At 49.3% G+C, this 14,718-nt stretch carries 14 protein-coding genes and 1 pseudogene; 1 reads left to right on the top strand and 14 read right to left on the bottom strand.

Annotated elements, in window-relative coordinates:
* Nucleotides 1–6: 6 nt before the first annotated feature.
* From EB241_RS17860 to EB241_RS17835, 6 genes are all read right to left on the bottom strand, one after another.
* Entirely contained in the window at nt 7–801 is a 795-nt protein-coding gene (locus tag EB241_RS17860; RefSeq protein WP_124234464.1) for a PP2C family protein-serine/threonine phosphatase, read from the bottom strand.
* A complete protein-coding gene (gene tagH, locus EB241_RS17855; RefSeq protein WP_124234445.1) occupies nt 801–2,672 on the bottom strand; it encodes a type VI secretion system-associated FHA domain protein TagH in 1,872 nt (623 codons plus the stop codon). Before tagH ends, EB241_RS17860 begins: the two co-directional genes overlap by 1 nt.
* 503 nt (nt 2,673–3,175) lie before the next feature.
* Nucleotides 3,176–3,577 (bottom strand): lysozyme inhibitor LprI family protein, encoded by a 402-nt coding sequence (locus tag EB241_RS17850; RefSeq protein WP_124234444.1) that lies wholly within the window; start codon nt 3,575–3,577, stop codon nt 3,176–3,178.
* Nucleotides 3,578–3,794: 217 nt separating this feature from the next.
* Complete coding sequence (locus EB241_RS17845; RefSeq protein ID WP_124234443.1) at nt 3,795–4,349, bottom strand: hypothetical protein; 555 nt, start codon at nt 4,347–4,349, stop codon at nt 3,795–3,797.
* Between the two features lie 8 nt (nt 4,350–4,357).
* A complete protein-coding gene (locus tag EB241_RS17840; RefSeq protein WP_124234442.1) occupies nt 4,358–5,203 on the bottom strand; it encodes an N-acetylmuramidase domain-containing protein in 846 nt (281 codons plus the stop codon).
* Nucleotides 5,204–5,286: 83 nt separating this feature from the next.
* The gene (locus tag EB241_RS17835; RefSeq protein ID WP_124234441.1) at nt 5,287–5,769 is read right to left on the bottom strand and encodes an Hcp family type VI secretion system effector; all 483 of its coding nucleotides are present in this window, start codon (nt 5,767–5,769) and stop codon (nt 5,287–5,289) included.
* 1,701 nt (nt 5,770–7,470) lie between these two features.
* On the opposite strand from EB241_RS17835, the pseudogene EB241_RS22015 reads away from it, so the two are divergent.
* Nucleotides 7,471–7,701 (top strand): annotated as a pseudogene (locus EB241_RS22015) (hypothetical protein); the annotation flags it as partial.
* On the opposite strand, the gene EB241_RS17825 reads toward EB241_RS22015, so the two are convergent.
* From EB241_RS17825 to tagF, 8 genes are all read right to left on the bottom strand, one after another.
* Complete coding sequence (locus EB241_RS17825; protein ID WP_124234440.1) at nt 7,623–7,964, bottom strand: hypothetical protein; 342 nt, start codon at nt 7,962–7,964, stop codon at nt 7,623–7,625. The pseudogene EB241_RS22015 and the gene EB241_RS17825 overlap by 79 nt on opposite strands.
* A 230-nt stretch (nt 7,965–8,194) precedes the next feature.
* Nucleotides 8,195–8,752 (bottom strand): hypothetical protein, encoded by a 558-nt coding sequence (locus tag EB241_RS17820; RefSeq protein ID WP_124234439.1) that lies wholly within the window; start codon nt 8,750–8,752, stop codon nt 8,195–8,197.
* A gap of 12 nt (nt 8,753–8,764) precedes the next feature.
* Nucleotides 8,765–9,766 carry an N-acetylmuramidase domain-containing protein gene (locus tag EB241_RS17815; RefSeq protein WP_233592644.1) on the bottom strand — a complete coding sequence of 334 codons (1,002 nt, stop codon included), beginning with the start codon at nt 9,764–9,766 and terminating at the stop codon, nt 8,765–8,767.
* Nucleotides 9,717–10,199 carry an Hcp family type VI secretion system effector gene (locus EB241_RS17810; RefSeq protein ID WP_124234437.1) on the bottom strand — a complete coding sequence of 161 codons (483 nt, stop codon included), beginning with the start codon at nt 10,197–10,199 and terminating at the stop codon, nt 9,717–9,719. The genes EB241_RS17815 and EB241_RS17810 overlap by 50 nt, the downstream gene beginning before the upstream one ends.
* 693 nt (nt 10,200–10,892) lie before the next feature.
* A complete protein-coding gene (gene tssC, locus EB241_RS17805; RefSeq protein ID WP_124234436.1) occupies nt 10,893–12,398 on the bottom strand; it encodes a type VI secretion system contractile sheath large subunit in 1,506 nt (501 codons plus the stop codon).
* 3 nt (nt 12,399–12,401) lie between these two features.
* Nucleotides 12,402–12,926 (bottom strand): type VI secretion system contractile sheath small subunit, encoded by a 525-nt coding sequence (tssB, locus tag EB241_RS17800; RefSeq protein ID WP_124234435.1) that lies wholly within the window; start codon nt 12,924–12,926, stop codon nt 12,402–12,404.
* A 47-nt stretch (nt 12,927–12,973) separates the two neighbouring features.
* Nucleotides 12,974–13,990 carry a type VI secretion system protein TssA gene (gene tssA, locus EB241_RS17795; protein ID WP_124234434.1) on the bottom strand — a complete coding sequence of 339 codons (1,017 nt, stop codon included), beginning with the start codon at nt 13,988–13,990 and terminating at the stop codon, nt 12,974–12,976.
* 15 nt (nt 13,991–14,005) lie between these two features.
* The gene (gene tagF / locus EB241_RS17790; protein ID WP_199737385.1) at nt 14,006–14,710 is read right to left on the bottom strand and encodes a type VI secretion system-associated protein TagF; all 705 of its coding nucleotides are present in this window, start codon (nt 14,708–14,710) and stop codon (nt 14,006–14,008) included.
* Nucleotides 14,711–14,718 lie beyond the last annotated feature (8 nt).

Here is a 14,718-nt window from a genome sequence, read left to right as displayed (position 1 = left end):
AGGCTGTTAATCACGAAGAGGGAAAAACTGGGCCGCTTCCGACAGCGAATGAAGCAGCGTGGTGTCCTGCGGATCGCCCACCCAGACGGCGACGGCACTGTAGTTGTCCTGACTGACCTTTGATTGCAGATCGTTTTTACGGATAACCTGCTGCATCAGCGTCAGCCATTCGTCCGGGGTATTGACCATATGCAAGGATTGCTGCATATGCTCCTGCGACAGGCCATGCCAGAAACCATCGGTGCACAGCAGGAAAGCATCGCCATCCTCAATCGGCACCACATCGCTGTAGCTGGCGTCGCGCTCCGCATCACCCATGCCAAGGGCAAAATAAAGCAGATTGCCGTTAATCCCTTCGGTCTGGTGTCCGGCGTCTTTCATCTGCTGCACCAGGCTGTGATCGGTGGTGACATGGTAGAGGTAGCCGCGACGGAACAGATAAAGCCGACTGTCACCCGCATGTGCCCAGTAGGCCAGCTCATAATCCCGGTCGATAAACAGGCTGACCATGGTGGTGCCCATACGTTTATAGTCGCTGACCGCTTTTTGCTGGCGGCGAATGGCGCTGTTGGCGTCATTGACATACTGCCGAATGCGCTGCGCATCCAGATGCTGGTCGCCGTTAAAGCGATCGAGGATGGTGTTGCGCGCCAGCTCTGCCGCAACATCCCCTCCCGGTAATCCCGCCACACCGTCGCAGACCACGAAGCAGGCCGATCGCTCCCCGATGCTTTCTCCGGTCTGGTCCTGGTTACTTTCGCGGGCTCCCTGATTAGACATAGAGGCAATGGTGATATTCATCATTCTTCCGATCTGATTTGAGAGTCTTTGTACTGGTTCACTTCCATATCGTAGGCATGCAGGAACGCCTCGCCGAACAGGGTATGGAAGTCATCTTCGATTTCACCAGCCGTTTCGCCGTAGCGTTTGGTGAAGTGTTCCCACAGCGCGGCTTTACGGCTGCCGGGCAGTGAAAGCCGCGAGGTAACGCCTTCCTGTCTGGCTTCTTCCTCCAGCTGCTGCGGATTGAAGGATTGCAGCATTGAGGCAATGATCGCGCGGATCCCGGCGATCATCCCCAGCTGGTGCGCCTGCAAATCCACCAGCGCATCACGAACCGATTGCCTGGGCGGCATAAATCCCGGCATCCGGCTGCCAAACATCTGCATTAGCACCGATTTACCGGAAGGCAACAGCTTGAACGGGTTGTTGGCCTCGTCGAGGATCACCGTCATCTCTGCCTTCACGCCGCGCTTGAGGATCGAACGCGAGGAGAGCAGCGCCACGGTGCCCTGTGAGAACATACTGAGCATCTGTCCCAGCTCCTGCATGGTGTCGCTGTCGAAGCGCGGCGTGGGTTGCAGGTCATTCAGGCCCATCCCACTCAATAGCGCCTGCAGCAGTTCACCATCAAGGGCTTCACCCGCAAAAGCCGATGTCGCGCCCTGTTGCGTCATCGGGTTGGAGACCGGATCAATACGCAGACGACCTTTTGGCGGCGGCGTGGTGCTGCGGGCCACCGCCTGCGGTGTCGGCAGCGTAATACCGCCGTAATCCTGCGGCTGGGTAGGCAGTTCCTCAGCCTGAGGGAGCGCAGGTGCGCTCGCTGGCGTTGGTGCCGGTATAGCATGATCCGATGCCGCTGATGGCTCGTCGAATAACGGTGACGCTAGCGGTTGCTCATCGAACAACGGCGAGTGCGCCAGCGCTGAATCTGGCGGCGTAGCCGTTTTATGCTCTGCAAAAAGATCGAAATCGCTGTCCCGTGCTGCAACCGCTGGCGGGACAGGATGTTGCTGGTTGCCAGCCGGTTTCACCGGCTGTGGAGCGGCCCCGGATTCATCTACCGGCGTCAGTGGCATGGCGTTACCCAGCAGGCCTAACGGATCGTCGCTGTTTACCTGGGCAGGCGCACTGCCCCCGCCAAACAGGGCAAGCGGGTCCAGTTCGTCTTTAGCCGGTTCAGGCCGCTGCGGTTTGGCCGCAGGCTGTGCAATCAGCGTGCTTGGCGTGCTGTCATCAAAGATGCTTTCACTGTTAAACAGCGCGTCATTATTAAACAGCGTATCCGGCTGCTGCTGACGACGGTCAAAATTAAGCGTGTCCGGTTTCGCAGCAAACTGTGCCAGCGGATCGACCGGGTTACGATCTGCAGCGGGTGCCTCCGTCAGCGGATTAGCACTGGCGGGAGCGGTTTTATTACGGCTGGAGAGGTTGTCGCTGATGGAAAATTCTTCTGCCAGGCTGTCCCAGATCTCACTGGGAATGGCGGCAGGTGCCGCGGCCTGAACCGGCTTTGGCTGAGGTGCCGCAGGACGGGCAACCGGTGCAGGACGAACCGGAGTGGGTGCCGCAGAAGAACGCTCACTGACCTGCAGGCGGTATTCATCAATGCTGAGAATATCACCTTCCTGCAGATCAACCTGCCGCCCACGCTCCAGCGGAATATCATTCAGGTGTACCAGCGTCACGTTGCCACGATTGGTAATGCGGCATTCGCCCTCCGCCGTGATATGCACAATGGCCTGCAGGCGGGAAATGGTGCGGTCATCGTCTGGCAGCACCAGGTTATTATCAACGCCACGTCCGATGGTGCCGCCTGGCGGCTGGAAATCACAGCTGCTCTGCGGCGGCTGATGGCCGGGCTTGTTCGCTATTATCGTAAATCGCATAACGTTTTCCTGATAACGAAGGAGAGTGCGGGAGTCGTTTCTGTCCCGCCACGCGTGATTATTGCTGGTAACCGGGGCACGAACCGTACACAGGAATGCAGCCCGGATGAGAATGTCGAACGATGCTGGGCAAATAAAATAGCCTGCGGTAACAACCCCTGATAACGCATTACTTTTAATGGCGGCAGGGAAATCTTTCGCCTGCAGAAAGGGGATCCTGATTTAACTCACTGGTGATAAGCTATCAGAGGTCATTTATTTTCCACGAGACAGGTCTGCGCTGAGAAAATACGGAGCGTCAGAGGCATCCCATTAATTATACTTCCATCTTGTTGCTGTCAGAAAAATAAAAAATATTTATTTCACCGCGGTGATAAATAAAAATGTATAACCGGTCCCGGTTGGGCTATCAGGCAGTTAATACAGAGCGTAAAGAAAAATCGCAGCACGGGTCAATTTTATTGCTGCTTACTATGTCCCGGAACCACATTGACACACGATGCTTAACCGTAGGGTATTTCTTTGAATTGCACGATGCGCTGTTTATCAAGTTTATTGATACACTCATTGATAAAACCAGAGTGCGCGCTGCTCCCCTCCTCGGCGAGGCTGGCTTCCATTTCACACTGGCCTTTGCGATATTTCAGCCAGTTACGCTGGGTATCCAGCAGCATTTGCAGCTGTTTTTTCACCACGTTGTTATCGTAACTGTACTGTTCAACAATGCGGTTTTTCGCTGCCTGATATTCTGCATTTAACACTTTTTCCGTTGCAACTTTATTGTTTTCCCTGCACTCATCAACGGCCCAACTGATGGTTTTCTTACTACAATCTTCCTGAGCCTGTGCAGCCAGACAGATCGCCAGCAGCGATCCTGCCAGAAGCCGTGGTGTCAGTTTTTTCATTTTATGAGCTGGCCCTGAAAACAGATTGAAAGATGTTATTCCTGAACGGTATTAGTGATTACGGACAAGCCTGTCTGTTGGGATACCCCTTCATCGACTTTATTTTTGACGATACAATTCTGACGGAAAATATTTATCTGCTCTGATATCAGCATTGAAATTTGTGATTAATTCAGGTTATCAATAACGCCGAAAACCTGAATTTAATGAGAAAAAATCAATGTGCTTCCGTGAGATGTTTTTTTAATTCCCCGATCGTCTTCGCCCCGGAAGATCCAATTCTGCCGGTTAACGCTTTATCTATTTCAATATCATTTTTCGAACTATCTACAGAGAAAATGACGGCCTCATCAGCGGTTGCATTGGGAGATGCAGCTTCATAGATAACGGCAATTTTAATCGTGGTGTCACTGTCATTTGAGATGATACCAACAGATTTAGTCGCATTACAGACTTCAGCTTCCCAGTCGTCGAAACCAATGGTCGGGATCACGGTCTTGATCAGCGGCTTTTTCTCTGACCAACCCACAAAACAGACATTGTCATCATGTGCGTTGAATCCTTTACCTGCGATAAAAGTCCCCAGAACTTTTCCCTTTCCAGTCAGGGTAAAACTCTGTCCATCGACGGGTGAACCGCCCTGGATAGATTTTACAGAAGACTTTTTAAACAAATCTTTCTGGAAGGCAGAATCACTTATAGCATTCAGAGATGTCTGGGCAAATACCGTAACCGGCAGAAATACCATTGGGATCAAAAAAGATAAACGCATATTTCCTCTCATGAGCTTTTCAATGCAGCCTGATAGTTATTAGCAAGTTTTGTATCGTATTCGTTTTTTAGATATTTTGGCCCATTATATGTTTTTGCAAAAGTGGCCCAGTTTTTATTTTGCAACGCATTTTGCAGCGGCGGCGTATTTTTTATGAAGCTAACAAAGGCATCTAACTGCCCTTGCAAGGTCTGCATTGCTTTTACAAAGTCCTCAACATTTGCATAACCAGCAGCCTTGAAGTTTGCTCCCATAATCTGAAAAGCGCCCCAGGAAGCAGATTGCAGTGCAGCATTTTTATCAAGCGCAATAGCTTTATTTAATTTATCATACTGAACGCTGTATTTGCCATACCCACCAGCATCTTTGTTAGAAAGCACAGCATCGCTGTCGTATTTCCCATTTGTCAGGCGGTGGAAATAATGACGCTCATAAAGAATACTTGGTCGCCCTTTCTCGTCAAAGGCTCCACGCGGTGTTTCGGTCAGGACAACAGCCTTAATTGCTGCAATTTCACATCCAAGATTTTTCGCAGCCTCTACCAGTTGAGCCTCACTGAATATTACTGACCTCGTGGCACGATCGGTCGAAGTATGAAAGGATGAATGCACAACTAAATTATGCATCGTTATACCGTTTGGGGAAATAATTCCGTCGGGATTTTTTAAGCCAACAACGTCCTGCTGAAATTTTTTTATTCTTTCTATTGTCGCAGGCCTTATAATTCCATCTTCGCTTAATTTGTCAGACGGCGTAGTAACTTTCTTATTTTTATTGAGTAAGATCTGAACAGTGAGAACATCCGCATAATTATTTTTCTGTCCGATCCCAACAGCATCACTAATTTTTGCCATACCATCATCTCTACTATCAACACATCTCGGTAACACATTGAACTTAAGAAATAAAGTTCCCACAAAGGAGGAGCTGCTGTTATTTATGCTTCTTTGTTTTCTTTAATGTTCCAACCAGCACTGCTTTCTGCTCCTTTATTACCGGAAGAGCTTTGCTCCCAGTACTGCTGTTTCACTTTAGAAGACTGGAAGGAATAAGACATGCCCACTAAATCGCCATTATTAGCACCGTTGTATTTTACTTGCGTCACCAGCACATCTTCGAGGGTGATGCGTGCATACTCAACCTGAGAACCACCTGCTTTACACACCGACAGCTCAACTTTAGTCAGGTGCTTACCACTGGCGCAGTTTTTTAGCAATGCTGCCACTGACTTATCAATCAGTGCTTCAACGTGTAATTCACTGAAATTAACCTTACCTGCACCGCCACCGCCGCCAACGGCCATATTGCCCGGCTGCGTTGCGCCCCAGGAAAAAGAGGTAATATCTGTCCAACCGGTGTGATTTGAATCTTTCGACTCGCCGGTTACACCGTCAACCTTCATAAACATATCAATAGCCATAGTTATCTACTCTTCACTTGTTAATAATTTACTTAAAAGAAAGTACTGACATAGCAAACATATAAGTATCAGGCTGAATAAAATTGGTCATATTTCACCTCAGACTTGCGTATGAATATTCGCCACCATAAGGATGGTCAGGATTGTTAATCAACACCTTTGCATGATTTTTTTATAACCACTGGCAGTGCAGTGTTGAATTTCGAAGCTTCTGGTTAGCCAGATTATATTCTTTCAGTATCTTGTTACATTAAATTAAGCAATAATCATAATCACATATTAAATCCTCCCGGTCCTGCCGTGAGGAAAGCGGACAGGGAGACTAAATGATGACCATATATAAGTTATTTAAATTCGGACAATTGCAAAGGTTTTCATGAGATCAAGTAAAAAAAACAATAATAAATACAGGCATCAGTCAGTATGTTTAGTTTAAAAATGCTTAACGTTACGCTATCTCTTTAATACAGAAACCTTACACTAACCCAGAAGAAAGCTCAAAGCCTGACAGAACCGATAATCTTTGTAATGAAAATAACATCATCAATGTGCTAAAAAAGGCAGCCCATCCTCTCCTTAAAATCAAGCAACTGGCCAGTATTTAAGTGGTCATCTGCTCGAAAAAAATGCTAAACAAGACAGGCCGTAGCTTTACGCCAACAGATTAAGACGTGCAAGCAATATTTCCTCAGTCAATTATTAGCTTTTATAATTATTTTAATGTTCCGTTATTTGTAGAGACTGGCTTGTCGTTTTTAAATACATTCAAATCTCAGCTAACAAAATCATCCGTAAGCAGTGAATATTTATATAAACCATTTTTAAATTCATAACCACGAAAATCGCAGGTATCGGGACAATTTACATTGACCGCCTTCCCTTTTAACAGAATGCCATTAGCCGTTTTTTTTCAGAAACGAAGGTAACGTTCTCACAGGAGACATTCCCTTCAGAACAATGTTCGGTTATGGTGATGGTAAATCTTTTACCATTGAATATACCAGTACTTGCGGCATGAGAAACGGTATTTAAGAAGGTAATCGTTAAGAAAACAGCTAACCAGAGCAAGATGTTAATTGATACTACCTTTAACGGCGTCAATAACTCTATTATCTTTCATAATCGAAAGAGACTATAGATTTTTATACTGCTGGTTACTCAATATCGTATAGCTATATTCATCATTTCTGTACTGGCAACCACGCAAATTACACATATTAGGACAATCAGTGTTAACAGTTTCACCTTTTAATATAATGCTTTTACCACTTCTTTTACTTTCAGACTCAAAGACCATATTGTCACAAGTCATTTCACCTCATTACAATTGCTGGTTATTTTTACCTGATATTTTTTACCATCAAATACTTCAACGCTGTGTTCAGCATATGCGACTGAGGACACCATTAACAGAGAAAAACACGCAAGTAATATTCTCATAATCCAATACAGATATCTTTATAAAATACATCTGATTTCAACTGGCATTTTTAAATTAAGCCTTCAGCAATGTCGTCAATCCACTGAAATATCTGATAGTCTGTTGGTCGTTAAGGTGTTAGCCCTGTTTACCATTCGAACGCGGTTACGGCATGGCCGTAGCCGTTGCCAACAGCAGCGCTTTCGTTGTCGGTCATCGCTCTGCATTTCCCCACAAACTTATATCTGTGAGGCGAGAAAACACACCGTAACGAGCAGGTTGTTGAACTGTCGCACACTGGCGCAGGAGTGCGGGATATCGCCAGAGCACTGAGGGTCGCTATCAATCCCGTCAACCACATATTAAAAAAACGCTCCCGCCGGACAGTCTCCTGTAATGCGATAAGAATAACCGGAGTGCTTAAACTGATGAATTACTCTGCTGGTGGCAGCAAAGACAGATTGCCGTTCTGCGGATCATCTTTGTCACTGACCATCTGTTTTGTTTTTTGATCGACATACACGCTGAACAGACGATGCTGCACCTGAACATCCCCCGGACACTGGCCACCATGCTTCTCCATCACATCCACCAGATCCATGTCCTTCCCGGCGTTCTGAGTGAAAAGATAGTCGGTGCAGTCTGGGTTACTGACCAGTTTCTCTTTCTCAACGGTCATCCTGACCTGCTTAACCACCGGGTTAATGGACGCTGAAGGCGTGGCACCGGTGAAACCGGCGACCAGCAGGAGTGAAACCATCAGGTTGCCTTTCATTTTGCATTTACCCTTATCTGCTTGTTTGCCTTTATCACGCCAGCTTGCTGTGCCCCGACCAACAGGCGTCATGGTTGCAAGCGGTGTGAACGCAGACAGCACAGAGAAAACAACGCCTACAGGAAGTACCTGAGGATGTCGGGCACTGCCTGTGTTCAATATGGTAAATAAAAGAGCCTGATGGAACAGCGTGCTAAGCCAGCCATATATCCTGTCAATTCACACGCTTTTTATTTTTTTTGATAAAGCCGTCTGAATTCAGGGATATCTTTGATATCGGTTTTCTGAAAAAAAACGGTTTTTTCTGCGTCGTAGTCGAGTTTGTCATTCTCTTTCAGACCCAGAACAATATAATCTCGCGAGTATTCTCCCCGCACATCGACCTGATAAATAACGGCAATCTTCAGATTTTTATCGCCAGACTCAGATATAACACCGACAGATTCGACTTTATCACAATCCACGGTTTCCCAGGCATCTGCTCCCATCGTCTGCATAAAGAACGCACGGGGATCGGCAGCGGTTGACCATCCTATAAAACACACCGGGTGAACATCTCTCAACCAACCTTTGCCATTCACCAATGTACCCAGCTTTTTACCCTGCTGAATAACATCAAACGTTTGTGCAGAATCAATGTTCACATTCGCCAGACCTGCCTGGACCGCTTTTTCCGTCAGAGCAGTATAAACTGTAGCAGGTTCAGAAGCGTTAAGCCTGACGTCGGCAATAGCAAAGGCACTGCTAATTGAACATATCAGTGCCAGAACTATGTTTTTAACTTTCATGCTAATCCTTGATTAATGATGCAGTGCATAATCATAGTTGGTCGCCATTTGCGTATCATAATTTTTATCTTTATATCCCGGACCGTTATAGTGGTAGGCGAAATTTGACCAATTTTTAGTTCTTATCGCATTTAATAACACCGGCGTTCTGGATATATGATTCACAAAGGCATAAACCTGACCTGCAAGAGTATTCATTCCCTCGACAAATTTTTCCACACTGGCATAACCTGACGTTGCATAATTGGAACCCATTATCTGAAATGCGCCCCACGAAGCAGACTTCAGTGCAGCCTCGCGATCAAGTTTAATCGCCTCATTCAACCGGTCATACTGCACACTGAATTTCCCATAGGGAATACCGCGAGGCCCGGATATATCAGGGTGGGTGCTGTTATATTTCTTATCTGTATAGGCCATAAAATGATGGCGTTCGAAAAGAATGGTGGGTCGGCCTTTGGCATCAAAAGGCCCGGTCATTTTGGATTCGGTGATCACCACCGCTTTTACCGCAGCAACCTCACAGTTCAGCGATTTTGCTGCACTGACATACATTTCCTCTGTTAGCTCGCGCATATTGGTATTGCTGGTGAAAGTATTGCTGACTGGCGCAACTTTATCTGAATGGAAATGTAAATGACGCATCGTTGGGCCGTCAGGAGAAACAATACCATCGGGGCTGGATAATTTGACAACCTTTTGCTGAAATTCTTTTATCCGCTCAATCGTTTTGGGGCCAATTAGACCATCCACGTTCAGCTCATTACCTGGGCTGGTAATCACTTTGTTGCTGTTCAGCAATGACTGAACCATCTGTACATCCCGGAATTTATTAGGCTGGCCACTGCCTACGCCCAAGCTTATTCTGATAATACTCACGAATAAATCCCTCAGTGGCAATTTAACTTTCCAGCTGTCATTGTTGTTCATCAACCTCCCCCACAGGGGAGGTTTAATAAGCAACTTAAACTTCTTTATTCTCTTTAATATTCCAGCCAGCGGTGCTTTCTGCACCTTTACCGCCGGAAGAACTCTGCTCCCAGTACTGCTGTTTCACTTTGGACGCCTGGAATGAGTAAGTCATGCCCAGCGTATCGCCGTTGTCAGACCCATTGTAGTTAACTGTTGTCACCAGAACGTCTTCCAGCGTGATGCGCGCATACTCAACCTGAGTACCACCCGCTTTACATACCGACAGCTCAACTTTAGCAAGGTGCTTACCGCTGGCACAGTTTTTCAGCAGCGCGGTCACTGATTTGTCGATCAGTGCATTAACATGCAGGTCATTGAAATTTACTTTACCCGCACCGCCGCCGCCGCCAACCGCCATATTGCCTGGCTGAGATGCCCCCCAGGAGAAAGAAGTAATATCTGTCCAGCCAGTGTGGTTTGAGTCTTTAGACTCGCCGGTCACACCGTCGACCTTCATAAACATATCAATAGCCATGGTTATCCACTCTTTATTAGTTAACGATTTGCTTAACAGAAAGCACTGAAATGGCAAACAGGAAAGTATGACGCTGAATAAAACCGTCCATATTTAACCTGTGCCTCGCTCCTTAATATCGCTCACGACAAGGATATTTCAGGGAGTACGCAGAGGTGTTCATTGATGAACACCTCTGCGGATTGATGGCGAAGAAATAAAAGCCTGTCCCATTCGGTATAATTGTTGCTCACACTCCTCGTACGGAGCCTGACGCAGGTGTGGTACGTTAGAACGCGGAGTTTTTCTCAGTTACAGGCGGGCAAACAAATATAGTCTAGTGAGTTCGGTTCTGAATCAATTCGCTTCATTTCATATGCAGGAATAAACAGAGGAAATCCCCCCCTGCCGCCGGTAAATAAAAGAACATTGATTATCGGACAATAAAACGTATTACCCTTTCCGCACAGGGAATTTAAACGCGAGGCATCATCACCGCAATATTACAAACCACAGTGGTCGCAACAGGACTCCGCCTCTAAATCCTGTTCAGAGTCAATTCGATAATATTTCACGCATTTATCGCACAATGTCTTCAATGGAAATTCCTCATCATTGGTATCACCATGCAGATCGCCTATAACGGTGTAGACTTTTCGGTTGATCATCAGCAGATCCTCTTCTGTTTACCGGCGCACAGGGTGCGTTATTCACTCAGACGTTATCCGCTTTCAGCGACGGCAATTTGGACACCAGACGCAGCGACACGGTCAGGCCTTCCAGCTGGTAATGCGGACGCAGGAAGAATTTGGCGGCGTAGTAGCCAGGGTTATCCTCGATCTCTTCTACCTGCACTTCCGCAGAGGCCAGCGGCTTACGGGATTTGGTTTCCTGTGAGGAGTTCGCCGGATCGCCGTCAACGTAGTTCATCACCCAGTCGTTCAGCCAGCGTTCCATTTCGTCACGTTCGCGGAAGGAGCCGATTTTGTCGCGCACGATGCACTTCAGGTAGTGCGCAAAGCGGCAGCAGGCGAACAGATACGGCAGACGCGCGGCCAGACGTGCGTTGGCGGTGGCATCCGGGTCATGGTATTCCGCCGGCTTTTGCAATGACTGCGCACCAATAAAGGCGGCAAAGTCAGAGTTTTTGCGATGTACCAGCGGCATAAAACCGTTTTTCGCCAGTTCCGCTTCGCGGCGGTCGCTGATAGCGATTTCGGTCGGGCATTTCATATCCACGCCACCGTCGTCGCTTGGGAAGGTATGGCAGGGCAGATTTTCTACCGCGCCGCCCGACTCCACGCCACGGATTGAGGTACACCAGCCGTACTCTTTAAATGAGCGGTTGATGTTAGCCGCCATCGCATAGGCCGCGTTGGTCCAGGTATAGTTTCCGTGGTTTGCACCGTCGGTTTCTTCTTCAAAATCGAAGCTGTCAACCGGGTTGGTACGGATACCATAAGGCAGACGGGCAAGGAAACGTGGCATCACCAGCCCCAGATAGCGGGCATCCTCTGACTCACGCAGGCTGCGCCAGGCGGCATATTCACTGTTCTGGAAGATTTTGGTCAGATCGCGCGGGTTTGCCAGCTCCTGCCATGACTCCATCTGCATCACGCCTGGCCCGGTGCCGGTGATGAACGGACAGTGTGAGGCGGCACCAATACGCGCCATCTCACCCAGCAGCTCCACATCCTGCGGGCTGTGGTCGAAATAGTAATCACCTACCAGGCAGCCAAACGGCTCGCCGCCAAACTGACCGTACTCTTCTTCATAGATTTTTTTGAAGATGGGGCTTTGGTCCCAGCCCACGCCTTTGTAGCGCTTCAGGGTACGGCCCAGTTCCTGCTTGGAGATGCTCATAAAGCGGATTTTTAGCATCTCGTCAGTTTCGGTGTTGTTCACCAGGTAGCTCAGGCCGCGCCACGCGCCTTCCAGCTTCTGGAAATCATCGTGGTGAATAATTTCGTTGACCTGCCTGGAGAGCTTTTCGTCAATCTCCGCAATCAGCGCCTGAATGGTGCGATAGGCATCGTTTCCAACGGTAACGGTGTTTTCCAGCGCCTGCTGCGCCAGGGTTTTCACCGCGCTTTCCACCGCCGAACGGGCAGAGTCGGTTTTTGGCCGGAACTCTTTGTTCAGCAGGGCGCTGAATTCATCCTGCGCCCAGCCCTGTTGTTCCTGTGGCTGTTGCTGTTGCTGTTGTGATGGATTGCTCATCGGTTACTCCTCCTCACCTTTGGACGCATCTTCCTGCTTTGGCAGGTGGCTCAATGATTTAAGCAGCGTCGGGTCCTGAAGGATTTTAGAGATCAACTCTTCCGCACCGTTTTTGCCGTCCATATAGGTCAACAGGTTGGAAAGCTGGGTGCGTGCATCGAGCAGTTTGCTCAACGGCTCAACGTTACGGGCCACCGCATCCGGCGAGAAGTCTTCCATGCTGTTAAAGGTCAGATCGACATTCAGTCGGCCTTCACCGGTCAGCGTGTTATCCGCCTGGAAAGCCACGCGAGGCTTGAGCGATTTCATCCGCTCGTCGAAATTATCGATGTCGATTTCAAGGAATTTACGTTCGTCAACGGATGGCAGCCCTTCAACCGGTTTGCCAACCAGATCGGCCAGTACGCCCATCACAAAAGGCAGCTGGATTTTGCGTTCCGCACCATAGATCTCCACGTCATATTCGATCTGCACGCGCGGTGCGCGGTTACGGGCGATAAATTTTTGCCCACTGGATTTGCCTGCCATGCTGTTCTCCGAAGTCAGGTGAGGTGTGTGTCAGTAAATGCGACGACTCAGTTGTCGCGGCGTCCGAAGATATTTTCCAACTGGTGAACGCCGTCCGGCGTCAGGTCACGAATAATGTCCATAAAGTCCATGTCGATCATCCGCTTTACGCGGTCAATCATCAGCGGAGCCGGATGGCTTGGCTCGTGCTGTACAAAGTACTGCTTTACTTTTTCCAGCATCAGCTGAGCATCGGTTCGCGACGCAATTTTTGCGCTGCGCCAGTCGGTTTCCTTCTGCACAGGTTTTGCCTGTGGCGTTTCCACCACATTATGGAGGGCCTCAGTGAAACCGGTCGGGATCATCGCGCTAAGATCGGTCACTTCACAGGCGGTAGCGACAATCTTCACCGTTTTCATCAGCTGTTCCATCTCCGGCAACCCGCTTTCCCCCAGATGTTCCGTCAGGGTGTCACGAATGGTTTGTAACCGCTCACTTATACTGAGAATAGCTGCTATGCCGGGTTGTTCACCACGCGACAGTTCATCGGTCAGCCTGGCAAGGCCGCCGGGGAACTCAGGGCATTCGGTTTTGCTACCGTCCAGCAGCGCACAGGCATCACGCAGGGAAATCTGATCTGACGCATTACGTAGCAACGGGGCCTGACGCATGGCAGAAGTGAGTGCTGACTTATCGCTTAACGCCGCCAGCGCATTGACACGGTAGAAAGGATCGCGCTCGCCGTCTTCTTCAAGCAGCGGCCACAGCGGTTCCCAGTACAGCAGCAATGACTGTTGGATCAGCTGCAGCCCGTCGGCGTAGCCAGACAATCCACGCAGCTGAGTCCAGGCGCGGGTCAGCGCCAGCATCACCCGTAGATCCTTGCTGCGGGTCAGCAACTCACTGGCCAGCCGTTCTACTTTGTTCCAGTCCGCCGGCTCAGCCGGAATAATTGTGTCGCCAAACTGCTGTTCCGCTTTACCCGCACTGGCCTGCTCCATTGCCATGTAGTCAGCATCGTATTCCAGGTTTTCACCACAGGGGCTGTCGGGGGCGATCGGCGCAAGTAACGCATCAATATTCATGGTGTTTATGCTCAGTTACTCAAACATGGGAGGGTAAAGGCCGTGACGTCCGGGCTTTGATCCCGCAGCCGGATCAAACAGCATCGAAAACAGCTGGCCGGTGAAGTTGCCGCTGTGTACGTGGGTATACAGCGGGTAGCCATCGGTCTGATTGGTCCACCAAAAACTGGTGTACTGCTGTGGATCGAAGCAGTCCGACACCTGTTGCCAGCTCAGGGTGGAGGGACGGTCAGCGTGGCCAATCACATCCAGAATGCCACAAGCGTCTTCCTGCTGCGGCAGCGGCGCAATACTCAGTAGCATGCGATCGAGCTGTTCGACGGAGTGACCGTTACGCACCCCATGCAGCAGGCACCTGCCCAGCTGCTGATACCATTCACCCGCCATCGCCAGCCGCGACTGACTCCAGTTCTGCGGTGAAAAGGTCACCAGGGCGCATACCGGATATTGCCGCCCCACGCTGTCACGCGCCGGCAGCAGGCAGCCCATCTGCACCAGCTGGCTGCCCAACATGGGCGGCACCACAAAATTCCACACCGGGGCGTTGCCGAACTGCCTTTCGCCTTCCGGGCGCTGCTCAGGATTTTTTTGCCAGTTCATCAGTCCCACCTGAAACCACTGGGTCCACTGCTGCCACAGCGTTTCAGGAAAGCGTCGCTTGAGAAAATCACCGGCACTGGGCAATTTGCCGTACCAGCCAATCGCAGGTGTCTGGCTCATCATCATTT

It is taken from the genome of Erwinia psidii, from assembly GCF_003846135.1.
Lineage (GTDB): Bacteria > Pseudomonadota > Gammaproteobacteria > Enterobacterales > Enterobacteriaceae > Erwinia > Erwinia psidii.
The sequence above is the reverse complement of the archived record's forward strand: the minus strand, read 5'-3'. Positions and strand labels throughout refer to the sequence as shown.

Coding starts and splice junctions, on each gene's coding strand:
- EB241_RS17860 (WP_124234464.1), bottom strand. CDS start 801: ATGAATATCACCATTGCCTCTATGTCTAATCAGGGAGCCCGCGAAAGT.
- tagH (WP_124234445.1), bottom strand. CDS start 2,672: ATGCGATTTACGATAATAGCGAACAAGCCCGGCCATCAGCCGCCGCAG.
- EB241_RS17850 (WP_124234444.1), bottom strand. CDS start 3,577: ATGAAAAAACTGACACCACGGCTTCTGGCAGGATCGCTGCTGGCGATC.
- EB241_RS17845 (WP_124234443.1), bottom strand. CDS start 4,349: ATGCGTTTATCTTTTTTGATCCCAATGGTATTTCTGCCGGTTACGGTA.
- EB241_RS17840 (WP_124234442.1), bottom strand. CDS start 5,203: ATGGCAAAAATTAGTGATGCTGTTGGGATCGGACAGAAAAATAATTAT.
- EB241_RS17835 (WP_124234441.1), bottom strand. CDS start 5,769: ATGGCTATTGATATGTTTATGAAGGTTGACGGTGTAACCGGCGAGTCG.
- EB241_RS17825 (WP_124234440.1), bottom strand. CDS start 7,964: ATGAAAGGCAACCTGATGGTTTCACTCCTGCTGGTCGCCGGTTTCACC.
- EB241_RS17820 (WP_124234439.1), bottom strand. CDS start 8,752: ATGAAAGTTAAAAACATAGTTCTGGCACTGATATGTTCAATTAGCAGT.
- EB241_RS17810 (WP_124234437.1), bottom strand. CDS start 10,199: ATGGCTATTGATATGTTTATGAAGGTCGACGGTGTGACCGGCGAGTCT.
- tssC (WP_124234436.1), bottom strand. CDS start 12,398: ATGAGCAATCCATCACAACAGCAACAGCAACAGCCACAGGAACAACAG.
- tssB (WP_124234435.1), bottom strand. CDS start 12,926: ATGGCAGGCAAATCCAGTGGGCAAAAATTTATCGCCCGTAACCGCGCA.
- tssA (WP_124234434.1), bottom strand. CDS start 13,990: ATGAATATTGATGCGTTACTTGCGCCGATCGCCCCCGACAGCCCCTGT.
- tagF (WP_199737385.1), bottom strand. CDS start 14,710: ATGAGCCAGACACCTGCGATTGGCTGGTACGGCAAATTGCCCAGTGCC.